We start from the raw sequence: 24583 nt of genomic DNA, 5'->3' as shown, positions 1-24583 counted from the left end.
CCCCCTACGTCTTACCGCGGCTGCTGGCACGTAGTTAGCCGGGGCTTCCTCCAAGGGTACCGTCAATATCTTCCCCTTCGACAGTGGTTTACGACCCGAAGGCCTTCTTCCCACACGCGGCGTCGCTCCGTCAGGCTTGCGCCCATTGCGGAAAATTCCTCACTGCTGCCTCCCGTAGGAGTCTGGACCGTGTCTCAGTTCCAGTGTGGCTGGTCGCTCTCTCAAGCCAGCTACCCATCGGAGTCTTGGTAGGCCGTTACCCCACCAACTAACTAATGGGACGCAGTCCCCTCTCTCAACGGATTGCTCCTTTCATCGTCATGTGATGCCACTCGACGATCGTATGCGGTATTAGCTAACCTTTCGGCTAGTTATCCCCCACATAAAGGTAGGTTGACCACGTGTTACTCACCCGTCTGCCACTGGGTATTGCTACCCCGTTCGACTTGCATGTGTTAGGCACGCCGCCAGCGTTAGTCCTGAGCCAGGATCAAACTCTCCATAAAAAACTTTATGAAGCCTTTGATGAAGGCTCTATACTCTATAAGTTATTGTACGAAATCTCGCGACTCAAAAGACATTGCCAGTTGACGTTGTCTTAAAGACGTCGGAGACCCACAGACTTATGCGCTTGCTGTACTGTTCAGTTTTCAAGGAGCGTATTAAACCCGCGGTAACCCCCAAAGCGTATCGACCGACCAGGTTGGCGCCGAACGCCTCTGAAGACCGCGGGGAACTGCCCCGGCCGACGAGAGTCGGTTTTGGGGCCGACGGCTATCATATCGCCGCCGTATCGGCGTGTCAAGGAAACACGCCTTGTTACTTTCACAGACCCCTCGGTCGGCCGATTGGTTGCACCGTGCTCGAACTTTTTTTCCGGCGTCACGAGACCGCTCCCCGGACGCTATATTTTCGGACGCTATTATAAGAGGAAAGGCGCCGATGCTCTTCGACCACGTTGATCTCCGAGTCTCCGGCCTCGCGAAGGCCCGCGTTCTCTACGACGCGCTGCTGCCGGCGATGGGATTCGCTCACATCTCCGAAGACGCGAACTCGGTTTGCTACTATCGTCGGGGCGAAGAGCGCTCCAACGCCTTTTTCGGGATCATTGCCGATCCGGCACACCGCCCCAACGGCAGCCGGATCGCCCTCTGGGGAGCGAGCCGCGAAGAGGTCGACCGCCTCGGCACGATCGCTCAGACCGCCGGCGCCCAGGCCTTCGAGCCTCCGCACGTCTGCGAAGAGTACACCCCGTTCTACTACGCCACGTTCTTCGAGGACGCCGCCGGAAACAAGCTCGAGATCTGCTTCCGCGACCTCGGCTAGTCCACCGTTAAACCTTACGTGAGATCGTCTTTCCCTGCATGAAGAGCTGCAGGTAGTCGTTCCCGCCGGCTTTACTATCGGTGCCCGACATGTTGAAGCCCCCAAACGGGTGGACCCCGACGAGCGCGCCGGTACTCTTCCGGTTGAAATACAGGTTGCCGACGTAAAAGTCGCCCCTTGCTCGCTCTATCTTGGCCTCATCGCTCGTGTAGAGCGAGCCGGTCAAGCCGAATTCGGTATTGTTGGCGATAGCCATGGCGTCGTCGAAGTCCTTGGCCTTGATGACCGCAAGCACCGGCCCGAAGATCTCCTCCTGAGCGATCGTTGCGTTGGGGGCGACGTCGGCGATGACCGTCGGTTCCAGAAAGTAGCCGTTCTCGCCGATGCGCTTGCCGCCCGAGAGCAGGCGGCCTTCGCTCTGCCCCTTCTCGATGTAGCGCATGATCGAGCGCAGCGCCGCCTCGTTCACGACGGGACCCATATAGTTTTCCGGGTTCTCCGGATCGCCGACCGTAATCTGAGCGACGCGCTGCTTCAGCCGCGCGACGAACTCGTCGTAAATCGGCTCTTCGACGATGGCCCGGGAGCACGCTGAGCACTTTTGGCCCTGGAATCCGAAGGCAGAGACGGCGACACTCTCGACCGCCGCGTCGAGGTCGGCATCGGCGCAGACGACGATCGAGTCCTTACCGCCCATCTCGGCGACGACCCGCTTGATCCACTTCTGCCCGGGTTGCGGCTTGGCCGCGAGCTCGTTGATTCGCAGTCCGACCTCTTTCGATCCGGTAAACGAGATGAAGCGGACCTGCGGATGCGTCACGATCAGGTCGCCGATCTCACTCCCCGACCCTGGAATGAAGTTCACGACGCCGGGCGGCACGCCGGCCTCTGCCAGCAGATCGACAAACCAAGCGGCGACGATCGCTGCATCGCTTGACGGCTTAAGCACGACGGTGTTCCCCGAAACGATCGCCGCGCCGGTCATTCCCATCATGATCGCGCCGGCAAAGTTCCAGGGCGGGATCACCGCCCCGACGCCGAGGGGAATATAGACGAACTCATTGCGCTCGCCTGCTAAAGGAACGACTGGTTGCGGCTCGCCGTAACGCAGCGCTTCGCGCGCGTAAAACTCGAGAAAGTCGATCGCCTCGGCGATGTCACCATCGGCTTCGGGCCAGCTCTTACCGACTTCGTAGACCAGCAGCGCGTCGTACTCGAGGCGGCGGGCACGCAGCAGCTCGGCCGCCTTAAAGAGGTAGGCGGCGCGCTGGGCCAGCGTCAGCCGCTTCCACGATTCGAAGGCTCGCGCGGCTGCGTCGATCGCGGCATTGGCCTCCGCCGCCGAGGCCGAGCTGACGATTCCCACCACTTGCGACGGATCGGCCGGGTTGAGCGACCGGATCTTCTTCTCGGTCTCAATACGCTCGCCGTTGATGACGAGCGGGTACTCGGCCCCGAGCCGTCCCTTCACAGCCGCGAGGGCGGCTCTCATCGCCGTGCGATCGGCGGGATCTTTGAAATCTTTGACGCGTTCGTTGGTAAAGGGCCCGACCTCGCCGAGCGGCTTCTCTGCTGTAGTGGTCATACCGTTATCATACACGCCCGGCCTCGCCGGCCCTTGCTGCTTCTCGCCCACGCAGGGCGGCAACCAGGGCCCGCGGATCGCCGGAGTGCATGAGCGCTTCTCCGATCAAGAACCCCTGGGCGCCGGCCGAACGCAGCCGCGCAACGTCCGATGCGTCGCGCATGCCGCTCTCGCTGATCGTGAAGATCTCGGGGGGCACCTTCGGCAGCAAGTGCTCGCTGACGGCGAGATCGGTCTCGAGGGTTCGCAGGTTCCGGTTGTTGATGCCCAGCAGCCGAGCGCCGGCGGCGACCGCCCGCTGCAAATCGTGCTCGTCGTGAACCTCAACGAGGACGTCGAGTGCGTATTCGCGCGCTTCGCCCATCGACTCGGCAAGCGCGGCGTCCTCAAGGCCGGCGACGATCAGCAGCACGCAATCGGCTCCGTATGCTGCCGACTGCGCGATCTGATAGCGCGTCCACATAAAATCCTTGCGCAGCAGCGGCCGGCTCGTAACCGCTCGGACCAACTCGAGATAGGCGAGATCGCCCAAAAAGTGATCGCGCTCCGTCAGGACGCTGATCGCATCGCAGCCCGCCTCGTCGTAGCCGCGCGCGATCGCGACCGGATCGAAGCTGCGCGCGATGAGCCCGGCGGAGGGTGAAGCGCGCTTGATCTCGGCAATGATTGCATCGCCGTCCGCGCGTTGCAGTGCCTGTAGGAATCCGCGCCGCTGCGGCGTCCGTTCGAGCGCCTTCGCGCGCACCGCCTCGTACGGTTCGCGGGCTCGCTCCTGCTCGAGCGACGCAGCTTTAGCCGCAAAGATCTTGGCGAGCATGTCGGTCATCGGTGAACGCGTATCCCTAGAGTCTGGGTCGATCTCTACGTGGGGGTCGGGCTGGGCGAGGTACTCGGCGTCGGCGCGACGGCCGGCCCAACCGTTACCGTCGACCCGGCGGCGCTTTTAACGATCGTCACATTCTTTCCACTCGCTCCGGCGTGAAAAACGATCCTGCGGCTGTACTGACTATTACGGTTTGCCCGCTGCTGATTGGGATTCCAGACATCGTCGAGCGCGTAAATCGTCTCCGACCGGCGGCTGATGTCGATCTCGGTGACATGCGCCCCAATAAAGACGTTGCCGCCCGGCGATTTACCCGCCCCGCCGCCGAAGTCGACCGCGCCCGGCGCGACGGCGGCGATTGGTTTGAGGGAGTCTTGGAATGCGTACGCCGCCCGCACGAACGACTGATTCGATGCGGTGATGTTGGCGCTGCCGTCGGTGGCGATGTCGGTAACGCGCGCAGAAAGCGAGGCGTCGACGTCCGCGTGCGTAAGGGTGATCGTTGCTACACCCGGACAGTTGCCGCTACCACTACCACTACCGCTGCCGCTGCCACTACCGCTCCCACTGCAGCCCGAACCGGAACCGGAACCCGAGCCCGAGCCCGACGAGGAGCCGGGAACGGAGAGCGCACCGATGGCGAAGAGATTGCCGCGGATTTGACACGAACTGCAATCGAGCGACCCGCCGATGGTCAGAACGCCGCCGATGTTGGGCAGCGACGACACGACTCCGGCGCCGAACCCGGCATCCGAACCGCTGACCGCCCCGAAATCGTCCACCGATACGTACGCTGCCGATCCGGGGATTTTTACCCGCGCCGCGCCGACGTAGAGGTTTCTGATCGTAACGGTCACGCCCGGTACGATATCCATCGTGGCGTACGCGCTGCCCGAAGGCGCGTGCAAAAGCTTCTCGTACAGTGCGTCCTGTCCGATTCCATTCACGAAGGCGCCGCTGCGCGGATCGCCGGTAAAATTTGGACCCGACAAGGTTACATTGGTGGGGACCACGATGGGAAATTTCTCGCCGATGGCCGCGTCGTAATCGCCGCGGGTGAGGTTGATCGTGACGCCGTTCGCGGACAGATTCTTCGACGTCGCGATCACGTCGACGGCCTTGGTCAGCGTCCGGTAGGGTTTGCTTTGACTCCCGTTGCCGCTCGTATCGCTCCCGCTGCCGGCGTCGACGTAGAGCGTCGAGATCGGCTCGAGCGTCGGCGTAATCGGGCCGGGTTGACCCCATTTGGTGCAGCCCGTCCCGCTCAGCACGCCGCCCAGGGCGACAACCGCGACTGCTGCAAAGAAGAGACGCGAAAACCAGGCAGTTCGCATTCGTGTTCGCCCCTTTGCCGTACCATCTGCCGGAACCTCGGGGAGACGCCCGCAAGACCCCTGAAGAGATGAAATGATGGTTAAGAGCCTGCCCGTGCGATCCATCGTCCACGCGATCGACGCGGCCGCGAGCGCCTGGAGGAATCCGGCGCTCGCGGCGCGGCAACGCGCTCGCGCGGCGGTAAGCGAGCGCATGGAATACTCTCTGCCGGTCGTCGATTACGCGTTCGACCGCCTGTTTCGTTCGATAACCGCGGACGGGCTGCGCCGCGTTATCGCTGCCGAACTGGGCTCGCTCGACGCCCTCGACACCTTTATCGAGTGCGAACCCGGGCTGTTCGCGAAAGCACTCGGGATCGGGCGCGTCTGCGTCGTTTCTAGCCGCACGACGATCGGCGTCGCGATCCTCCCCGCGATCTTCGCGCTTTGCGCGAAGTGCGACGTGCTGGTGAAAGACCGCGCGGATCACCTCGTCGCCGCCTTTTTTGCGACGCTCGCCGAGGCGTCGCCGGAGTTTGGTCCGGCTGCCGTCGCCCGGCCTTGGCGAGGCGAACGCGACCGCGTAGACCTCGCAGAGTACGACTGCGTCGTCGCCTTCGGGGCCGATGCGACGCTAAACGCCATCGCGAGCACGCTGCGCGTTCCCACGCGTTACATCGCGTATCCGGCAAAATCCAGCGCCGGATACCTCGCTGCGCCGGCACTGCAAAGCGAAAGCGAGGCCGCAGCGCTGGCACGGGACGCGGCGCGTGACATGCTCCTCTATGACGGCGAAGGCTGCCTTTCGCTTCACCTGCTCTTCGTCGAGCGCGGCGGCCACGTCTCTCCGCAAGCGTTTTGCACCCTCCTGCGGCGCGCGATCGAAACGGTTGAAGTGCGCTTTCCGGCCCTGCCGCGGACCGAAGGCGCGGCGAGACGCGCCATGGCGCGCGATCTGGCCGCCTTTCGAACCGCGGTCGTCGATCGCGATGTCGTCGATGCCGCTGCATCCTCGCTGGTGCTCCTCGATGCACCCTTGGAAGAAGCTCCGCTCCTTGCGCCGCGAGCGATCAACGTACGCTCCGTAGACGCGCCGGCGGATGCGCTTGAATATCTGCGGCTGCATCGGATCAGCCTCGAGTCGCTCGCGGTAGCACCGGGCGGCGCCCCGGCACGCGATCTTGCCGCCGCAAGCGGTGCGGCGCGGGTCGCGCCGTTTGGTTCGCTGCAGGCGCCCCGCTTGGCGAATCCGCACGGCGGCCGCCCGCGAATTGCCGAGTTCGTTCGCTGGATCGTCGACGAAACGTGAGCGAGGCGCTCGAAAATCTCGTCACCGAAATTCCAGGACCGCACACCGCGGAACTGGCGACGCGTTTACGCGCGCACGAATCGCGCAACGTAACGTTTCTTTCCAACGATTTTCCCGTCTTCTGGGAGTCGGCCGACGGCGCGACCGTTACCGACGTCGACGGCAACCGTTACCTCGACGCGACGGCGGCCTTCGGCGTCGCCAATGCCGGGCACTGTAATCCACGTGTCGCCGACGCGGTTTCGCAGCAAGCGCGACGGCTTGTGCACGGCATGGGCGACGTGCATCCATCGCAGATCCGCGTGCAGCTCTTCGAGCGCCTGGCACGAATTCTTCCGAGCGGCCTCGAGACCGTTTTTCTGGCGACGACCGGCTCGGAGGCGGTCGAAGCCGGACTCAAGAGCGCGATGCTCTACACCGGAAAGAGCCGCTTCGCCGCATACCACGGAGCCTACCACGGGCTTTCGTTCGGCGCGCTTTCCGTCGGAGGAATCGAGCGGTTTCGCCGGCCCTTCGCCGGCGCGCTGGGTGCCGCACCTCTGCTCCTGAGCTACCCTTCGGAGAGCGCGACGAGCGCGCAGGCGGCCATCGACGCTGCACGGCGCGCCTTCTCACAGCGAGACGATCTCGCGGCGGTCATCATCGAGCCGATTCAAGGACGCGGCGGCGTCGTCGTTCCCCCGCGCGGCTACCTGCAAGCGTTGCGCGCCCTTTGCGACGAGCGGGGCATCGTGATGATCGTCGACGAGATCTTCACCGGTTTCGGAAGAACGGGAGATTGGTTTGCGGTCGAGCGCGAGAACGTCGTTCCCGACATCCTCTGCATCGGCAAGGCGATGGGCTCCGGTTTGCCGATCAGCGCGGCGGCGGGCCGCGCGAAGATCATGAGCGCGTGGCCGGAATCGAGCGGCGAGGCACTGCACACATCAACGTATCTCGGGAATCCGCTCGCCTGCGCCGCGGCCATCGCCACGATCGACGAGCTCGAACGTCAAGACCTTCCCGCCAGGGCGCGCCGCGCCGGACGAGCGCTGTGGCCGCGTCTGCAAGGGCTGCGCGCTCACCCGAGCGTCGTCGACGTTCGCGGCACCGGGCTGCTCTACGGCATTGCGTTTCGCAACGGCGCGCAGGCAACGGCCGTCGTCAAAGCGGCGCTGCGCCGCGGACTGATCCTTCTTCAATCCGGTCGCTGCGGCGACGTCATAACCATCTCACCGCCGCTCGTAATCGCGCAGCGGCAACTCGAGCGCGTACTCGAGATCCTCGAGCTCGCTATCCTTGAAACGGAGGGATCGACGGCATGAAACCGTTACGAACCGGGATCGTTGGAGCCGGCTTCGGCGCGATCGCGCACCTCCCGGCGTTACGCCTACACCCGCATTTTGAGGTCGTTGCTATCGCCTCACCGTCCAAGGCGGCGGCCGTTGCCGAGCAAGAAGGAATCCCGCACGCCTTCCGCTCCTGCCAAGAGATGCTCGCCGGATGCGAGCTCGACCTCGTGACCGTTGCCTCGCCGCCGTTCGCTCACACGCAAGACGTTCTCGCATCGCTGGCGGCCTGCAAGCACGTTCTCTGCGAAAAGCCCTTTGCAACGAGCGTAGAAGCGGCGCGCGCGATGCGTGATGCCGCGGCCGCGGCCGAGACCGCCTGCGGCATTTCGCACGAGTTTCGCTTCATCGCGCAGATCGCGGCCATCAAAGAGCTCGTCGCCAACGGCCACCTCGGTGCCCTGCGCAACATCGAGGTTACGATGCTGCGCACGACGCTGCGAGCCGCCGAACGACGGGAACGCAGCTGGTGGTTCGAGCGCGCGCGCGGCGGCGGGTTGGCCGGCGCGCTGCTCTCGCACCTGATCGATCAAGCGAACTGGATCGCCGGCCGCGCACCCGTTCGCAGCGCCGGCATCTCGCGAACGGCCAATCCGCAGCGCCACGACGCGGCGGGGACCTTCACTTCGACGGTCGACGACGGCTCGACCGCCATCGTCGAGTACGGAGATCGCACGATCGCGAGGCTCTGCGCGGACGCAACCGCGGCGGTTGACGGCTACACGCTGGCCGTACACGGGGAGCGCCGTACTGCGGTTGCGAGCGGGCCGAACCTCGTCGACGTGACGCTCTATACGATCGACGGCGACGGCACCGACGAGCTTACCTGCAAACCCTCACCGTACGACGCGCAGTCGAGCATCAATCCCAACGTACCGCTGCTCATGGAGCTCTACGACGAACTCCTCAAGCAGATCGAAGGAAAACCCAACGCGCTGCCGACCTTCGACGACGGCGTTGCCACGCAGGCGGTGCTCGCCTCCGCCGGCTACGGTTCCTGACCTTCGAGGTGGCGCCACAGCAGATTCAGCGCCGCCGCGGTGGCGCGGCGCACAACCGCGTCGCGGTCGCCATGGAACGCAAAACGGCACGCGCGGGCCGCGGAGCGCACGTCGTCCAGCGCGATCCACACCGAGCCGACCGGTTTCTGCGGAGTTCCGCCGCTCGGCCCGGCGATACCGGTCGTGGCGAGCCCAATATCTGCCTGCAGGCGAAGCCGCGCCCCGGCCGCCATCTCGCGCGCCGATTCTTCGCTGACGGCGCCGTAGCGTTCGAGCGTTAGCGGCGCGACGTCCAGCTCGGAGACCTTGATGGCGTTGTCGTACGCGACGATCGCCCCGATGAAGCTTTCCGACGCTCCGGGGACGCTCGTCAGAGCCGCAGCGATGCGGCCGCCGGTGCACGACTCGGCCAGCGCCAGGCGCGCGCCCCGCGCGCGCAGCGCGCGCAGTACCGCGCTCGCCGGCGTCTCGTCGTCGATGCCGAAGACGCTTCCCGCAAGGCGCTCCTCGATCTCGTGCTCCAACGGCTCGATCAGCTGCCGTGCTTGCGCGTCCGACGGACTCTTGGCCATGATCTTTACGTCGGCCCGAAAGTCGTGCGCGAGCACCGCGATCTTCGGGTTTTCGCTGGCGCGGAAGAGGTCGCCGATGCGATAATCGATCTCCGACTCGCCAAGGCCGATCGTGTGAATGACGCGCGTCACGATGAGTTCGCTCGCGTGCAGTCGGTCGCGAAGAAATGGCACGACTGCGTTGCTCAGCAGCGGTTTCATCTCTGCCGGCACGCCCGGCATGCAGGCGACGAACTTTCCCTCGCGCGAAAACGCGATGAATCCCGGCGCCGTCCCGTTGGGATTATCCAGCGGGAGGCTGCCTTGCGGGAGCTCCGCCTGTTTGCGATTGTTGGCGCGCATTGGGCGGCCGATCTTCGCAAAGAAATCCTCCATTTGGCGTAGCGCCGGCTCGTACAGCTCGACCCCGAGACCCAGCGCGTCGCAGACGGCCTCCTTCGTCAGGTCGTCGGTCGTGGGCCCGAGACCGCCGGTCGTAACGACGCCGTCGGCGCGCGCGAGCGCCGCGAGCAGCACGCGAGCGATTCGTTCGCGATTATCTCCGACCGCCTGCGTCCCGAGCACGTCGATGCCGGCACTTGCAAGCGCTTGGGCGATGAACGGCGTGTTCGTATCGAGTAACTGCCCGAGTAGAAGCTCCGTGCCGACCGCAACGAGCTCAACGTTCGGCATCGTCTTGCTCAAACCACTGCGGGTACTCGAAACGAACCTCGGCCTGAAAACCGCGCGCTGCTTCGATCATCGCGTTGCGCCGCAGCGCCGACTCATCGGGAGCGGGGTGTGCGGCGTGGGCGCGCTCTCGCCGTTGCGCCAAGTTCCCGATGAAGCGCGCGAAGCGCGCGTCCATCGCCGCAGCCATGGCGTTTTTGATGATCTTCCCGACGCGGGGAGCGAGCCCGGCGGTCGAGATCGCAACGCGCACTGGACCGGCCTTGACGATCGCCGCCATTGCCACGAAGCCGTAACGCGGCTGATCGATGCAGCAGAGTAAAAAGCGCTCGCGATCCGCCAGGGCTCGCAGACGAGCCGAGAGCCGTGCGTCCTGCGGGGTCGAGATCACGAAGAACGCGTCGCTCAGATCCTCGTCCCGCAGCATCGATGCGTCGTAGATCCGCTGCACCTGCGCGCCGCACTCTTCGAGCGAAGCGGTTTTCTCGACGGCCTCCCGGTCGTCCACAGCGCCGATCACGACGCACTTGCGGCCTTCGAGATTCAAGCTCACCGGAAAAAATGGCCGGCGCATCAGTAGTCCACGGGGCGCAGGAAAAACTCGTTGATCGCCGTGTTGGTCAGCATCGCGGTGGTCGGCAAGTGGCGCTTCCAATGCGTCGAGTCGACGCGGCGCCGGACGAGCTCGACGTCACCGCGCCCGAAACCCCGCTCGATCAGCTCGGCGTTCGTGTAGCCGCGGAGCAGCCGTTCCAAAATGGCGTCCGCGCGAGCGTAGCTGATGCCGAGGTCGGCTTCATCGGTCTGATCCGCTTCGAGATCGGCGCTCGGCGCTTTGTCGATCAGCGGCTGCGGCACGCCGAGATAGCGGGCCAGCGCCCAAACTTGCGTCTTAAAGAGGTCGCCGAGCGGATTGAGCGGCGGCGTATCGTCGGCATGCCAGGTGAAGTATCCCAGTAGCCGCTCGGTTTTGTTTCCGGTTCCGATCGGCAGCGCGTCGTGCTTTGCGGATTGATCGAAAAGCACGACCATCCTCGTTCGCGCCATGACGTTGCCGCGTCGTCGCGGATCCGCGTCGGGCTCGTACTGCAGGTAGCCGTCGACGGCCGCGCTGATGTCGACCGTCGTACAGGCGATGCCGAGCGCGTCGACGACGAGGGCTGCGTCCTCCAAGCTTGCGGTGCTCGAGGTCCGGTACGGCATCCGAATCGCGTGCACGTTGCGCGCCCCGAGCGCACGCGCGCAGAGAAACGCCGTCACCGCAGAATCGACTCCGCCTGAGAGGCCGACGACCGCGCGCGGAATGTCGCGCCGGGCGAGCATCTCGTCGCGCAGGAAGGCCACGAGCCAATCGGCGGCAACCGCAGGATCGATGCCGGGCGGCTCCAGGCGGTCGGCGGGGGCCTCAACGACCCGCAGCACCGCGGTCTCCGGGCAGCGGCAGCTCGTCGTCGAGCAAGAGGTCGGGCAGTACGCCGCCCAAGTCGCCGAGCAGCGGCAAGCCCGCGCGCGCGACGTCGATTTCGCGCAGGTCGAGATCGGCGCGAAGAATGCACGCTTCGAATGGCGGTCCTTCGACGAGCACTCGGCCTCGGGGATCGACGACGAAGGACGAGCCGCTCATGCCCTTGCCGCCCTCGAATCCAGTGAGTCCGGCGTAGATCACGTACACGCCGTGCTCGATCGCGGCGAGCCGCAGCGTGTCGCGCCACTGCGTGACGCTCGCGAGTTCGCCGGGCGCCTCGATTCCGCGCCCGGGAGAAGCGCTCGGCACGATGATGATGCGCGCGCCTTTGACCGCCGCGAGGGTGGCCGTTATCGCGTGGCAGGCATCTTCGCAGACGAGCAGCGCCATCGTGCCGAACGGCGTTGCGAAGACGCCGAGCTTACGTCCCCGCGAGAGAAATCGCTCCTCGTCGAAGACGCCGTACGTGGGCAAGAACATCTTGCGATGGACGTGCACGATGCGCTCGCCCTCCGGCTCGACGTGCAGGTACAGCGCGCTGTTGTAGTACGTCCCGCTCTTGTTCTCGTAGAATCCGCAGACGATGTCGACGCTCTGCCGCGGGCAGGCCGCGCGCCACGCCGTTGCGAGGTCGGCTGCAAAGCGTTCTGCCGGGAGCGCGAGATCGTAGACCGCGCCCTCGAGGAAGTAGCCGGTCAATGCCGCCTCTGGGAGAACGATTAGGCCGGGCGGATCGCTGCAGAGTTGAGCGAACGCCTCACTCGTAGTTCGAAGGTTCGCGCCGTACTGTCCCTTCGCCGGCTTCGTCTGCACGATTGCGACGCGCAGCCGATCGCGAGGTTCAGACACCGCCGACGCTCGTCGCCAGTTCGACCTGCTCGTCGCCGGGGCACCTGCGGCCCAGCTGCGCCGCACACTCTTCCGCCGGATAGGTCCAGATCTCGGCCAGCGTCGGATGGAGGTGAGGGATGCGCATAAAATGATCGACCGTCGCTTCATAGGTCATCGCGACGATCACTTCGTGAATGAGCTCCGATGCCTGCGGGCCGATGATTGCCGCCCCCAAGATCCGTCCCGTTTCGCGATCGGCCATCATCTTCACGAAGCCTTTGGTCTTGGCAAGGCACTGCGCCTTTCCGTGCTCGGCGAAATCGTAGCGGCCGCTGACGTAGGGTATCTCTCTTCGCTTCAACTCTTTTTCGCTCGCTCCGACCGCCGCGATCTGAGGATCGCAGAAGACCGTGTGCGCGGCCACGACGCGGTAGTCGGCCTTTTCGCCAAGGGCGAGACAAGCGTTGCGCGCGGCCACCTCTCCCTGGTAGATCGCAACGTGCACCAGCATGTACTCCCCGGTTACGTCACCGACCGCGTAAATGTTCGGATTACTCGTCCGCATCGTTTCGTCGACGACGATTCCGCCCGACGGATCGTACCGTACGCCGGCGCGGCTCAGGTCGAGGCCTTCGACGTCCGGCCGGCGGCCCAGCGCGTAGAAGATTTCGTCCGCCACCAGCTCGCTCTCGCGGCCTTCGTGCAGAAAGCGAATCGCCTTACCCTCCGGCCGCCGGCGTGCCTCGAGCAGCGTCGTGCGAGTGACCACGTCGATTCCTTCGTCGCGGAAGTACTCCGTCAGCGCGTTGCCGACGTCCTCATCGCTCGAAGTCAGCAGGTGACCGCTGCGAATCAGGATCGTCGTGCGCGCGCCCATTCGCGCGAGAAACTGGCCGAGCTCGCACGCCGTGTAGCCGCCGCCCAGGACGATCACCGATTTCGGTACGGCCTCCAACTCGAGCAGGGAATCGCTGTCGAGATACCCAGTCTCGCTCAGTCCGGGAAGATCCGGCGCGCTGATCCTGCTGCCGGTGGCAATCACGAACTTCTTGGCTTCGAGCACCGTACCGTCGCCGACGGCGAGTTCCGTCGGCGAGAGAAAGCGCGCCGGCCCGACGTAGAGCGGAAATCGCTCGATCCCCTCGATGCGGTAGTCGGCAAACTCTTTGACGAGAACTCGTTTGCGCGCGGCGATAAAAGGCATGTCGATCGACGCGTCGCCGACCGTGACTCCGAGTGCCGTCGCGTCTCGTGCGTCCTGCAGGGCATCGCTCGAGGCGAGCAATGCTTTGCTCGGCATGCAGCCGCGCAGGATGCAGAGCCCGCCTAGGGGTCCTCGATCGACCAATGCAGCGTCGCAGCCGACGTCACGCGTCGTGCGAGCGGCAGCGTACCCGGCGGACCCTGCGCCGACGACGATCAGATCGTGACGACGACGCTCGGACACGCGGCGGCGCTCTCCTTAGCGTCCGGCCGGCCGAGCGCCGAGCCGATGCGTCGATTCGATGAAGCGCACCGTCCCGCCGGAATGCACTAAGATTGAATGCGTTCGTGCTTGATTGCCAAAGAAGCGGACGCCGCGCACGAGGTCGCCGTCGGTAATGCCGGTCGCGCAAAAGATGACGTCGCTGCTCTTTACTAGATCGTCGAGCTCGAGCACGCGGTCGAGGTTGCCGAAGCCCATCGCTTCGGCTCGCGAAGCCTCTTCTTCGTTCCGCGGCGAAAGACGGCCCATAAAATTTCCGCCGAGGCACTTGATCGCCGCGGCGGCCAGCACCCCCTCGGGAGCGCCGCCGGTGCCCATCGCGACGTGAATGCCCGTCGATTCGATCGCCGTGGCGATGCAAGCGTCGACGTCTCCGTCGGAGATCAGCCGGATGCGTGCGCCCGCGGCGCGGACTTCTTTGATGAGCTCCGCGTGCCGCGGGCGGTCCAAGATGATCACGCAGACATCGTTGATCGGTTTTTCGAGCGCGTTCGCGACGGCTTCGAGATTATCCCTAACGGGCGCATCGATGTGCACGTAGGCGGCCGCCTTCGGGCCCACCGCGAGTTTGCGCATATACGTATCCGGCGCATGCAGCAGACCGCCACGCTCCGCAATCGCCATGACCGCGATCGCGTTGGGCAGCCCATTCGCGACGAGATTCGTTCCTTCGACGGGGTCGACGGCGATGTCAACCTCACGGCCGCCGCTGCCTACCTTCTCGCCGATGTACAGCATCGGCGCCTCGTCGCGCTCTCCTTCGCCGATGACGATTCGGCCGGCGATCTCCATCTCGCCCAGCGACTCACGCATCTTTGAGACGGCCGCACCGTCGGCAGCCTCGCGTTCGCCTCGGCCCATCCAGCGTGAAGCCGCCAGCGCGCCGTTCTCTGTTACCTTGACGAAGTCGAGCGTATCAACCGAGCTTTCCAACCTCGCCCGCAGAATGGAGGGAGCCATTCTCAGTGGCTTGCAAGGGAAGCGCCTTATTTCCTGTTAAACACGTTCGGACGTGTTCGCGGGTACCGATCTCTCACAGCCCGTACAGCGACGATCCTCGCAGTTCGCTGACGTAATCAGTGCAGGTTGGCCGTCGCTCTGGGCGGTCGCGCTTGCGGGCCTTTCCCTCGGGTTCTTCGCCTGGTACGCGGTCGTCGTTCCGCATCACCACGGGGCGATCGGCGAGGCCGGTCTGATCGCCGGAATCGTCGGCGGCGTGCTTCTCGCCACTGCGCTCTGGGCTGCCTATTCCAGCTACTTCGCGCATCGCGCCGGGATAACGCTCGTTCGTTCGCTGCGCTACGATGCGCTGACCTGGCTGCCGTTTCTGCTGCTCTGGCTGACCTTTGTCTTCGCCTCCGAACTGACGCACGGCGCGCGTCTCCTGCTGATCGCGTTGGCCCTCTCCTGCACGGCAAAAATCCTCATCGCGGCGCGCTTCAACCAGACGGTCCGCGAGGTCCTGATCGACTTCGCGGCAACGCGCTTGGCGATCATCGTCATTGCCGAACTGGCGGCGGTCATCATCGGCCAACGCGCCGGCACGCACGTCCAGGAGTCCTCGCACATGCTGCTTGCGGTCTGGGGACGCTGGGATGCGGTGCACTACTTGGACATCGCGACGCAGGGGTATCGCGGAACGGACATGGCGTTCTTCCCCCTCTATCCGCTGCTGATACGAATCTTCGGCGCACTGGCCGGAAACCACCTGATTGCCGGCCTGCTGATCTCCAACGCGTCCTTCTTCTTCGGCCTGCTCTACCTGTATAAGCTTCTGGAGCACGAATACGACCGCGCGGTCGCGCGGCGCGCGATCTTCTACGTCTCGATCTTTCCGACGGCGGTCTATTTCGCCGCCGTTTACACCGAGTCGCTCTTCTTCATGCTCACCGTTGCATCGTTCTACTACATGCGGGCTCGAATGTGGTGGGTCGCCGGCGCACTCGGGTTCTTCGCCGCGCTCACGCGCGTCGAAGGGGTCCTGCTGCTCGTCCCGTTCGTCATGGAGTGGGCGACCGCGCACGAATCGGATGCCAAGGCGACGATCGTCAATCTGCTCGCCGCCGTGCTGATCCCGCTTGGGCTCGCACTCTACATGGCGTACCTCTGGGTGCTGCGCGCCGACCCGCTCTATTTCTCACACGTCCAGATTCATTGGAACCGGCATTTCGCGCCGCCGTGGGTCAGCCTGATCAACGCGTTCGGCAAGATTGTGGCGCACGGCGCCGGGGCGCAGAACGTCGCGAATCAATCGTTGGAGGTCGCCTTCACGGTGCTGATGATCGGCGTGCTCGTTGCGGGCTGGCACAGCCTGCGGCCCTCCTACATCGCCTACATGGCGCTCTCGATCCTCGTCCCGATGTCCACATCGAACTTGATGTCGATGCCGCGCTTCGCCCTGGTCCTCTTTCCGATGTTCGCGATTCTCGCCCGCTGGGGCGAGCGACCATGGGTCAACAACGTGATCCTCGCCTTCTCGCTCCCCCTTCTGGGGCTATTTACCGTCCTCTTCGCGGATTGGTACTGGGTTGCGTAGGCGCGGCGTGCGCCAGTTCGTCAAGTTCGGCATCGTCGGCGCATCCGGGACGCTCGTCAACTTCGTCATCGCTCACGTGCTGGAAAAGACGACCGCGTTGTCGTGGTTCGCCGACTTCGCCATCGGCTTCATGGTCGGCGGCGTTTCGAACTATATCTTCAACCGGATCTGGACGTTCGGCTCGCGCCGCAATCCGTTCGTCGAAGGGCTGCAGTTCCTCACCGTCTCGGCGATCGCCCTGATCTTCGGCCGGATCGTCTTTGCATTGGCCGAGCACTTCAACATTCGTCACTTCACGACGACCTGGCTCGTCGCGACGCTCGCCGGCATGTTCGTCAACTTCTTCATCAACAAATACTGGACGTTCCGGCACCTGAATTGAAGCGCGCGTACTGGTACGGCAGCCTGGCGGTACTCTTGCTGCTGGCGCTGGCGTTGCGGCTGCACGGCATCGGCAACCCGATCCTCGACCACCCGGGCTGGCGCCAGGGCGATACCGCGGGGATCGCGCGCAACTTCGCCCTTTACCAATTCAACATCATGTATCCGCAGACGACGTATAACGGGCCGCCGCCGAACTACGTCGAGCTCGAACTGCAAATCGTCCCGTTCTTGGCGGCCTCGCTCTACAAGCTCTTCGGAGTTCACGAAATCTTCGGGCGGCTCATTACCCTGGGATTCAGCCTCGCTACGGTCGCGATCGTGACGCTCCTGGGCCGCTGGCTCTTTGGCAGCGCGATTGCCGGGCTCGCGGCCGGCTTCTTTTATGCGGTCTTCCCGGGCAGCGTCTACTACGGCCGCACCTTTACTCCCGACTGCGCGATGGTGTTTTTCCTGACCGCCGCTTTGTATGCGGCTGCGCGCACGCTTTTGGACCGCGACAAGCTCGAATGGGGCGATGTCCTGTGGACGACCGCGCTGCTCGCGCTCGCGTATTTAGCCAAGCCGGTTGCGATGCTGGGGATCGCGCCCCTCATCGCCCTGGTATGGCAGCGCGTCCACGCCGGCAAGAAAACGCCGGTGATCCAGACCGCAATTCTGTTCGTTCTTCCCCTTCTCGTCTTCTGGCTGTACGACCGGCGCGTTGCCTCCTATGCGGAGTGGCACTGGGCAAGCGGCATAACCAAGCTTCACGTTCTCCCCGCCTTGAAGGCGGCGCTGACCGGCCTCTCCGCGTTCGCTGGGAAGCTTACGAACTTTCGGATCGTGTTGGGAATGCTTCGCGATACGATGCTCGGAGGCGTCGCGTTCCTGCTCTCAATCGCCGCCTTCGCCGCGCTCCCCTGGGTTCGGGCACGCAGCAGAGCATTTCTCTGGGCTTGGCTCGGGGGAGGCCTGCTCTACGTTTTCGTCGTGGTTACGGTCGAGCGCGTCGACTACTACATGTATCCGCTCCTGCCGCTCTGTGCGCTCTCGATCGGCGGCCTGTTCGGACGAGTAGTCGAGCTCGTGCGGGGCGTCGACGCGGCCCCAACGGTGCGTTACGCATTGCTCGCGCTCGTGGCGCTCGTCGGCGCGGTGGCGCTCGGAGGCCGGACATCGGTTGCCGCCTACTACGACTATAACGCCGCCGCGTATCGCAACGCGCTGGCGCTCAACGAAGCGTTGCCGCGCGATGCGCTCGTCGTCATCGGCCACTACGGGCCGGACGTACAATACTATCTCAATCGCTTCGGTTGGGAAGAGGATCCGATCGTGTGGACGCCGTTCGACGAAGAGAGCGCGATCCGCAAGGGTGCGCGCTACTTCGTTTCGATCGAAGACCGGCGCCTGCGCCGCAATCTCGAGCTTTGCGCCTGGCTAGCGCGCTTCCCGGTCGTCGAGTACGGCGGCTGGCGCGTCTATCAGACTTCGCCGGATCGCCTCGTTCCCAACGCAGAGGCGTTCTGGAGAGCCTTCCGCACGGCCGAACGCGCGGGCCACGGCCGCGCCTTCCTCACCGCCCACAACGTCTGCACCATCCCCAGCACCTAACCAAACCGCAAACCCCCAAGCAACTCAATTCGCGAAAAGCTTCAAAAACCCTCACTCCATCCCTCGAGCAGCGCGCGAAAGGCGTGCGGCTGGACGGCGATCCCGCCGCGATACGGATAATCGAGCGCCAAGACCAAAAAGAGCACTAGCCCAATGATCAGGCTCAAGCCTCCAACCATCAGCTGCTGCATGATCGTACGCTCGAATCCGAAGAGATACGTGAATGCGACCGTAACGTAGGCGCCGGCGATCAGAACGAACCACATGATGCCGCTGATACCGATGAAGTCGATGGTCAAACGCGTCTGTCGATCCATCAATGCCGCCTCCATCGAGGCGATCATCTGCGCGTGCACGTCCGCCTGGCCCGTCGACGCGACCGGCAACCTGCGGACGTACTTATCGACCATCTCCGGCAACCGGGTCGAGAATTCGGTGTCGTCGCCGCGCCGCATCAGCGGCCACTCGACGTCGATGATCGAGTGCACGTAAGACCGCATCATCGCGCGCAGGTGTGCGCCCGTGGGAAACGAGTCCGAGCCGCGATAAACGGTCGCCAGCGACCCCGCCTCGTCGTAGCTTCGCACTTCGGCCTCTTGAAAGCGCTCCCATACGCCGATCGCGACGAAGGCGAGCAGGACGGCGTAGATGACGCCGATCACCGCCAGAATGAACCCGGCTCGGTCGTTGTGAGCCTCACGCACCGTCTGCGAGGTGAACCGGTTGACGAGATACCCCATGACCAGACACGAGGCGACGAAGCCGCCGACGATGAGCGCGCCGGCGAGCAGCGTCGGGAGCGATTCGAACCAGGCGATCATCGAACGCCTTCGCTTATGGCAGCGGCAGCAGCGAGGCTGCGCCGAACGTTGTCGACTGCGACGGCACTTCGGGCAGGCCCGACGAGACCAGCTGCCGGTAGGCGATCAGGCGGTTCGTGTTCTTGGCAACCTCCAGCTGCAGCGCGTAGCTGCGTTTGATCGCCTGCGAAAGATCGTCGGTATCAAAGGTGTAACCGAAGCGGCGCAGGTCCCGCAGGAGCAGGGCATTGGCGACGTTGAGCTGCTGATAGGCATGCCGAATCTCTGACGCCGCCGTCCGAAACGTCGGATAGTTCGAGATAACGATCTCCCGTTTGAGCTTGGCCTGCTCGATCGTCACCTTCAACGCCGCCAGCGGTGCGCTCTGCGCATCCATTGCGAGCCCGCTGTTGACTGTTGCCAGCGCATCGTCGAAGTTTCCCTTGCTGAACTGCTGCCGGGCGAGACTGGCAGCCGCTTCGACGTAGCCGGCGCGGGCGCGGGCGTCGTTGGGCGCAACGCGCAGCGCCAGCCCGTAGGAGAGCTCGGCGTCCCGCGCGTCTCCGTGGGTGATCGAGACGTCCCCTTGGTGAATGCGGGTATCGGCGATCCACCGCTCGATCGAACCCGCGCAGCCGGCGAGCGTCAACGCGCCGCAGAGCGCCGCTGCTGCCGTCAGGCGCCTATATATGAACATGTGCTGCAAATCGGGAGACCACCTCGATAATGACTGCGGCCGGATACAGGATCGCCTGCGAAAGCAGCGAGCCGACGATGGCCGTCAGCGTCAAATAGAACACCATCGAGCGAACCTCCTGGACGGTTCGCTTCCCGTGGATCGCCTGGTCGGTGATCATCGCCGACGTCGGGTCGACGAAGAGCGTAAAGGCGATCGTTCCAATTCCGTTGACGATTCCCGAGAGGGTGATCGCCGTTCGGGCGACGTTCACGTCGAGCACCGAGGCCAAGAACGAGGCCTGGACGCCGACCGAATAGACGCACATCACGATCGTGTTGAAGATCAACAGGCGTTTGGGGAGAACTCGCCAGTCGAAGGTTCGCACCTGCGCAAGGGTCGGCAGGCGTTCGGAACGCACCACCTCGCGCAGAACTCGCGGCGAGGCCAAGCGCGCCAGCGAGTGCGGTACCGAGCCGCGCGCTTCGAACGAGTGCACGCCGCGGCGAAATAGGTAGGTGAACATCGGCAAAAGCATCGCGAAGGCGGCCATGCCGACGGTGCCGGCCAGCACGATCCAGCGCAGCTGAGTGGTGAAGACCTGCTCCCAGGCGGCGGCAGCGGTGGGATGCGCCTGCAGCCGTCCAACGGCGTTGCCGGCTTCATCGGAGAGGGGCCCGACGAAGAAGCCCATGAACAAGTTTGCGAGCCGGCCGGTCGTGACGAGCAGATTGAAGAGCGAGATCGAGGTCGCGATGCGCTTGGTCTGAACGCCGGCGAGCCTCGCTGAGTACGCACCGATCGTTACGCCCTGGACGATGAACGTAATCACCATCGCCCCAACGAGCTTCCCGGACCATAGCTGCGGGACGAGTGCTACTGCGTGCTGCACCTATCGGCTAACCTTGCGTCCCGTCCCGGCACGTTACGCCGCGTCGACGCGGAAGTTGATCTCGAGCTCGTCGACCGGCCCGACGATCGCGAGCCCAAAGTTCTCGTCCGTAAGGATCTCGCGCGCGAGCTCGGCAACCTCTTGCGGAGTGACCGCGTCGATTCGCCGTTCGACCTCTTCGGTGCTCACGTATCGCCCGAGTGCGAGCTCGTTTCGGCCGAGGCGAATCATTCGGCTCGAAGTCGACTCCAGCGACAGCGTCAAATTCCCTTTGACGTGCTCCTGCGCGAGCACAAACTCGTCGGGGCCGATCGGCTCGGCCTTGACGCGATCGAACTCGGCGACGACCAGATCCACGCACGACTGGACGTTGCCGGGCGACGTGCCGGCGTAGATCCCGAATAACCCGGCGCCGCGGTAGGCGGCCTGGAACGAATAAACGCTGTAGACCAAGCCGCGTTTCTCACGAATCTCTTGGAAGAGCCGGCTCGACATGCCCCCGCCGAGCACCGTGTCCAGCACCGAGAGCGCGTACCGCCGCTCGTCGCGGATCGTGACCCCGCGCGTCCCCAAGACGACGTAAGCCTGTTCGCTGTCTTTTTCGCGAACGTGGCGGCCGGGTGTCGTAGCGGGCTCTTCGGGCGTAGAGGCGATGCTGGTGCCTGCAAACTCTTTGAACTCCTGGTCGACGAGCTCCACGAAACGCTCGTGCTCGACGTTTCCCGCCGCCGCCACGATAACCGAGTTCGGCGCGTAGTGCGCCCGCATGTGCGCGCGCAGGTCGTCGGGAGTTATTGCGACGACCGTCTCGGCGAAGCCGATCGTCGGCTCGCCCAGATTCGAACCGCTCCACATCGTCTGCAGAAAAATGTCGTGAATCAGCTCGTCCGGTGCGTCCTCGTACATCTTGATCTCTTCGAGGATGACCTTCTGCTCTTTATCGAGCTCCGCGGGGTCGAACGTCGAGTGCAAAAACATGTCGGCCAAAACGTCCAGCGCCAGCGGAAGGTGGCGATCGATGACCTTTGCGTAGTAGCAGGTCGTCTCTTTATCGGTGAAGGCGTTGAGGTTGCCGCCGACGCCGTCCATGGTCTCGGCGATCTGGCGGGCGCTTCGACGGGGCGTTCCTTTAAAAAGCATGTGTTCGACGAGGTGGGAGATGCCGCGGCGCTGGTGCGGTTCGGAGGCCGATCCGACGTCGGCCCAGATTCCGACCGTCGCCGACCGAAAGCCCGCCATCGTCTCCGTGAGAACACGTATGCCGTTAGGGAGCGTTGTCTTCTTATACATCGGCGGGCGTTACGCGGCCGGCCGAAGGGCTTCGCCGACCCACTCTTCGTCCCAGTACACGCCGTCGCTGGTCCGCAGCGCGCGCTGCTGCAGGGATTGCTCGCTCTCCTGGCGGGCAACGGTCAGCGCAAAGACCGTCTTGGTCGTCGGCCTCGCAAGGTCGCCGTTCACCACTACGTCTTTACCGACGACGATCGGAACGCTCGCCCAAAAATCCACCTCTTCAGTGTTGGGCGCCGCGGCGAAGACGCGTTCGGTAATCGAGACAACCTCGTCGACGAACTCCTCACGGCTCAACGGGCGGTGGAACTTCACTCCCCAGATGCGGATGCCCACGATGAGGTGCTTGCCCATCTCGTTGGCGGAGACTTGGCTGATTTCGGCCGACCACTGCGTACTGAAGAGCGCTACCCCGATGTGCTCGGCGATGTCTTTGCGGTTTCCCGCGGCGCGCGCTTGCGCGTCGAGATCGGCAACGGTCGGCTCGTAAGCAAGCGCGACGGCGCTCACCGCTGCCCAGCAGAACGCGGCCGCCAGCGCACCCAGCGCAAGCCGCTCAGTAAGACTGCGCAAAATAGGCTCTGACCTTCGCCGGTTCGCCGCAGGCGATGCAAATCGTGTCGCCCGGATCGAGGGCGTGCAAAACGCGCGTGGTCGCGGTCGTCGCGCGCTTTACCTCGGCTTCGCACTCCGCTCGTTGGCACCACGCAATGTCGACCATGCCGGCCTTCGTCGAGCACAGCTCGAGAAACTCGGAGCGATCCTTCGTCGCAAACGTGTGCGAGGTGAGAAAGTCTTTGGCTTGCCGGTAGAGCGAGTCTTGGATGTCGCCGAGCAGCGCGCGCACGACGGGAACGATCTCGCCCAACGCCACGCTGCGCCGCTGATCCGGATCGCCCCTCTCGCGATCGCGGCGCGCCAGCACGGCCGTCTGCGCGTCGACGTCGCGCGGACCGATCTCGATTCGGATGGGCACCCCGCGCAGATCCCACTCACTGTATTTCCAGCCGGGCTGAGCGTCGCGCGCATCGACGCGCACCCGCAGCCCCGCCGCGGCGAGCGTCTGGGCGAGCGCGTTGCAGACCGCGATCGCGCGGTCGTCCGAGGAACGAACGATCGGCACGAGCACCGCCTCGATCGGCGCCATCTTCGGCGGTATACGCAGCCCGCGGTCGTCTCCGTGCACCATGATCAAAGCGCCGATCATACGCCACGAAACGCCCCAAGACGTCGTGTACGCAAACTTGATCGCCTGATCGGCGTCGACGAATTTTATGTCGTAGGCCTTGCCGAAGTTCTGTCCCAGGTCGTGGGAGGTACCCGACTGCAGTGCCTTGCCGTCGGGCATCAGGGCCTCGATCGAAAAGGTCTCGACCGCCCCCGGAAAGCGTTCGCTCGCACTCTTTGCGCCGGCATAGACCGGCACCGCGGCGACGTTCTCGGCAAAGTCTCGGTAGAGATCGAGAATGCGCAGCGTCTCCTCACGCGCTTCCCGCGCGTCGGCGTGCGCCGTGTGCCCCTCTTGCCAGAGAAACTCCATCGTGCGCAGAAACGGACGCGTGGCCTTTTCCCAACGAACGACGTTCGCCCACTGATTGATGAGAATCGGCAGGTCCCGGTACGATTCGATCCACTGCGAGTACATCGTGCCGATCATCGCTTCCGAGGTTGGACGGATCGCAAGACGCTCGGTCAACGTTTCGCTGCCGCCCTGCGTGACCCACGCCACCTCCGGGGCGAAGCCCTCGACGTGCTCGGCCTCCTTCACGAGCAGGCTCTCGGGAATCAGCAGCGGGAAATAAGCATTCTCGTGCCCGGTCGCCTTGAAGCGCGCGTCGAGTTCCCGTTGGAGGTTCTCCCAGAGGCCGAACCCGTAGGGTCGCAGCACGACGCAGCCGCGCACGGGTGAATAGGAAACCAACTGCGCCCGCAGACACACGGCCGTGTACCAGGCTGAAAGATCGGCGCTTTTCGGAGGAATCTCCTTAACGGCGCCGGCAGCGAGCGCTTCGGACATGACCGGCCCCGTTTCGCTTGGAACGCTCAAACAGCCTTCGCGCGGGGATATCCATCGCGTGGGCTCGCAATAGCACCAAAATGCCGAAGCTCACCCGAATCTACACGCGTACCGGAGACGGCGGCTCGACGGGCCTGGTCGGGGGCCAGCGGGTCAGCAAGCGCGCTCCCCGCATCGAGACCTACGGCACCATCGACGAACTCTCCAGCGCGATCGGCGTCGCGCGCGCGGCCTTGCGCCCGCTGACAAAAAGCCTCGAGCGGGCGGTCGCGCTCGACGCTTGGCTCGCGTGGAGCCAAGACGTGCTTTTCAATTTAGGCTCCGAGCTCGCCACGCTTCCCGGGGATCTGCGCGATTCGATGCCTCGGGTCGGGCCGGAGGATTCGGCGGCGCTCGAGCACGCGATCGATCGAGCCCAGCGCGACCTTGCGCCGCTCGCAAACTTTATCTCACCCGGCGGTGCGCCGGCGGGCGCGCAGCTTCACGTCGCACGCACGATCTGTCGGCGCGCCGAGCGGCTCGTCGTCGCGCTGCTCGAGGAAGGCGAAGGTATTTCGTCCGACTCGCTGCGTTATCTCAACCGGCTCTCCGACGCGCTCTTTGTCTGGGCGCGCTGGATCAACGACGCGCTTGGCGAGCCCGAACATATCTGGAATCCGGCAAGCCGGCCGCCGGAGGCCTGAGCGCTAA

The 24583-nt window shown here is 64.4% G+C and carries 23 protein-coding genes and 1 rRNA gene; 8 read left to right on the top strand and 16 right to left on the bottom strand.

The window, feature by feature from the left end:
* Positions 1-506, bottom strand: a 16S ribosomal RNA gene (locus tag VGG51_14325); the annotation flags it as partial.
* A 436-nt stretch (positions 507-942) separates the two neighbouring features.
* Between VGG51_14325 and VGG51_14320 the strand changes: the two genes are divergently transcribed.
* Positions 943-1326 (top strand): hypothetical protein, encoded by a 384-nt coding sequence (locus tag VGG51_14320; GenBank protein HEY1884202.1) that lies wholly within the window; start codon positions 943-945, stop codon positions 1324-1326.
* A gap of 7 nt (positions 1327-1333) precedes the next feature.
* On the opposite strand, the gene pruA is transcribed toward VGG51_14320, so the two are convergent.
* From pruA to VGG51_14305, 3 genes are read right to left on the bottom strand one after another with little or no spacing between them, the layout of a single operon-like run.
* Positions 1334-2911 carry an L-glutamate gamma-semialdehyde dehydrogenase gene (gene pruA, locus VGG51_14315; protein ID HEY1884201.1) on the bottom strand — a complete coding sequence of 526 codons (1578 nt, stop codon included), beginning with the start codon at positions 2909-2911 and terminating at the stop codon, positions 1334-1336.
* Between the two features lie 7 nt (positions 2912-2918).
* On the bottom strand, positions 2919-3737 hold the full coding sequence (gene trpC / locus VGG51_14310; GenBank protein HEY1884200.1) for an indole-3-glycerol phosphate synthase TrpC: 819 nt from the start codon (positions 3735-3737) through the stop codon (positions 2919-2921).
* A 35-nt stretch (positions 3738-3772) separates the two neighbouring features.
* Positions 3773-5068, bottom strand: a complete 1296-nt coding sequence (locus VGG51_14305; protein HEY1884199.1) for a DUF1565 domain-containing protein — start codon at positions 5066-5068, stop codon at positions 3773-3775.
* A gap of 73 nt (positions 5069-5141) precedes the next feature.
* Here VGG51_14305 and VGG51_14300 point away from each other — a divergent pair, with 73 nt between their 5' ends.
* Genes VGG51_14300 through VGG51_14290 form a run of 3 tightly spaced genes read left to right on the top strand, consistent with a single transcriptional unit; the run spans position 5142 to position 8685 of the window.
* Positions 5142-6356, top strand: a complete 1215-nt coding sequence (locus VGG51_14300) for an acyl-CoA reductase (protein ID HEY1884198.1) — start codon at positions 5142-5144, stop codon at positions 6354-6356.
* Positions 6353-7660 carry an aspartate aminotransferase family protein gene (locus tag VGG51_14295; protein HEY1884197.1) on the top strand — a complete coding sequence of 436 codons (1308 nt, stop codon included), beginning with the start codon at positions 6353-6355 and terminating at the stop codon, positions 7658-7660. Before VGG51_14300 ends, VGG51_14295 begins: the two co-directional genes overlap by 4 nt.
* Positions 7657-8685: a Gfo/Idh/MocA family oxidoreductase gene (locus tag VGG51_14290; protein HEY1884196.1), complete on the top strand. Its 1029-nt coding sequence runs from the start codon at positions 7657-7659 to the stop codon at positions 8683-8685. The genes VGG51_14295 and VGG51_14290 overlap by 4 nt, the downstream gene beginning before the upstream one ends.
* On the opposite strand, the gene VGG51_14285 is transcribed toward VGG51_14290, so the two are convergent.
* From VGG51_14285 to glpX, 6 genes are read right to left on the bottom strand one after another with little or no spacing between them, the layout of a single operon-like run.
* Positions 8673-9929: a competence/damage-inducible protein A gene (locus tag VGG51_14285; GenBank protein ID HEY1884195.1), complete on the bottom strand. Its 1257-nt coding sequence runs from the start codon at positions 9927-9929 to the stop codon at positions 8673-8675. The genes VGG51_14290 and VGG51_14285 overlap by 13 nt on opposite strands.
* On the bottom strand, positions 9916-10500 hold the full coding sequence (locus VGG51_14280; protein HEY1884194.1) for an NAD(P)-dependent oxidoreductase: 585 nt from the start codon (positions 10498-10500) through the stop codon (positions 9916-9918). The genes VGG51_14285 and VGG51_14280 overlap by 14 nt, the downstream gene beginning before the upstream one ends.
* Positions 10500-11348 carry an NAD+ synthase gene (locus VGG51_14275; GenBank protein HEY1884193.1) on the bottom strand — a complete coding sequence of 283 codons (849 nt, stop codon included), beginning with the start codon at positions 11346-11348 and terminating at the stop codon, positions 10500-10502. The genes VGG51_14280 and VGG51_14275 overlap by 1 nt, the downstream gene beginning before the upstream one ends.
* Positions 11332-12240 (bottom strand): nitrilase-related carbon-nitrogen hydrolase, encoded by a 909-nt coding sequence (locus VGG51_14270; GenBank protein HEY1884192.1) that lies wholly within the window; start codon positions 12238-12240, stop codon positions 11332-11334. Before VGG51_14270 ends, VGG51_14275 begins: the two co-directional genes overlap by 17 nt.
* On the bottom strand, positions 12233-13669 hold the full coding sequence (locus VGG51_14265) for a dihydrolipoyl dehydrogenase (protein HEY1884191.1): 1437 nt from the start codon (positions 13667-13669) through the stop codon (positions 12233-12235). Before VGG51_14265 ends, VGG51_14270 begins: the two co-directional genes overlap by 8 nt.
* 15 nt (positions 13670-13684) lie before the next feature.
* The gene (glpX, locus tag VGG51_14260; protein ID HEY1884190.1) at positions 13685-14668 is read right to left on the bottom strand and encodes a class II fructose-bisphosphatase; all 984 of its coding nucleotides are present in this window, start codon (positions 14666-14668) and stop codon (positions 13685-13687) included.
* Between the two features lie 52 nt (positions 14669-14720).
* Between glpX and VGG51_14255 the strand changes: the two genes are divergently transcribed.
* The 3 genes from VGG51_14255 to VGG51_14245 are packed head-to-tail and all read left to right on the top strand — an operon-like array spanning position 14721 to position 18218.
* Complete coding sequence (locus VGG51_14255) at positions 14721-16244, top strand: mannosyltransferase family protein (GenBank protein ID HEY1884189.1); 1524 nt, start codon at positions 14721-14723, stop codon at positions 16242-16244.
* A 7-nt stretch (positions 16245-16251) separates the two neighbouring features.
* Positions 16252-16626, top strand: a complete 375-nt coding sequence (locus VGG51_14250; protein ID HEY1884188.1) for a GtrA family protein — start codon at positions 16252-16254, stop codon at positions 16624-16626.
* Entirely contained in the window at positions 16623-18218 is a 1596-nt protein-coding gene (locus tag VGG51_14245) for a glycosyltransferase family 39 protein (protein ID HEY1884187.1), read from the top strand. The genes VGG51_14250 and VGG51_14245 overlap by 4 nt, the downstream gene beginning before the upstream one ends.
* A gap of 41 nt (positions 18219-18259) precedes the next feature.
* Here the strand turns inward: VGG51_14245 and VGG51_14240 are convergent, their stop codons facing one another.
* The 6 genes from VGG51_14240 to proS are packed head-to-tail and all read right to left on the bottom strand — an operon-like array spanning position 18260 to position 23893.
* Positions 18260-19039 (bottom strand): hypothetical protein, encoded by a 780-nt coding sequence (locus tag VGG51_14240; GenBank protein ID HEY1884186.1) that lies wholly within the window; start codon positions 19037-19039, stop codon positions 18260-18262.
* Between the two features lie 13 nt (positions 19040-19052).
* Positions 19053-19715: a hypothetical protein gene (locus VGG51_14235; GenBank protein HEY1884185.1), complete on the bottom strand. Its 663-nt coding sequence runs from the start codon at positions 19713-19715 to the stop codon at positions 19053-19055.
* A complete protein-coding gene (locus tag VGG51_14230; protein ID HEY1884184.1) occupies positions 19702-20586 on the bottom strand; it encodes a DUF2837 family protein in 885 nt (294 codons plus the stop codon). The genes VGG51_14235 and VGG51_14230 overlap by 14 nt, the downstream gene beginning before the upstream one ends.
* A 33-nt stretch (positions 20587-20619) precedes the next feature.
* Complete coding sequence (locus VGG51_14225) at positions 20620-21876, bottom strand: pitrilysin family protein (GenBank protein ID HEY1884183.1); 1257 nt, start codon at positions 21874-21876, stop codon at positions 20620-20622.
* A 9-nt stretch (positions 21877-21885) separates the two neighbouring features.
* Positions 21886-22449, bottom strand: coding sequence for a hypothetical protein (locus VGG51_14220; GenBank protein HEY1884182.1), 564 nt, complete (start codon positions 22447-22449; stop codon positions 21886-21888).
* Complete coding sequence (proS, locus tag VGG51_14215; protein ID HEY1884181.1) at positions 22433-23893, bottom strand: proline--tRNA ligase; 1461 nt, start codon at positions 23891-23893, stop codon at positions 22433-22435. The genes VGG51_14220 and proS overlap by 17 nt, the downstream gene beginning before the upstream one ends.
* Before the next feature lie 80 nt (positions 23894-23973).
* Here proS and VGG51_14210 point away from each other — a divergent pair, with 80 nt between their 5' ends.
* On the top strand, positions 23974-24576 hold the full coding sequence (locus VGG51_14210) for a cob(I)yrinic acid a,c-diamide adenosyltransferase (protein ID HEY1884180.1): 603 nt from the start codon (positions 23974-23976) through the stop codon (positions 24574-24576).
* Positions 24577-24583: the final 7 nt, after the last annotated feature.

Origin of the sequence: Candidatus Cybelea sp., assembly GCA_036489315.1 — a bacterium.
Classification (GTDB): Bacteria; Vulcanimicrobiota; Vulcanimicrobiia; order Vulcanimicrobiales; family Vulcanimicrobiaceae; genus Cybelea.
This window is presented reverse-complemented; position numbering and strand designations above follow the sequence as displayed.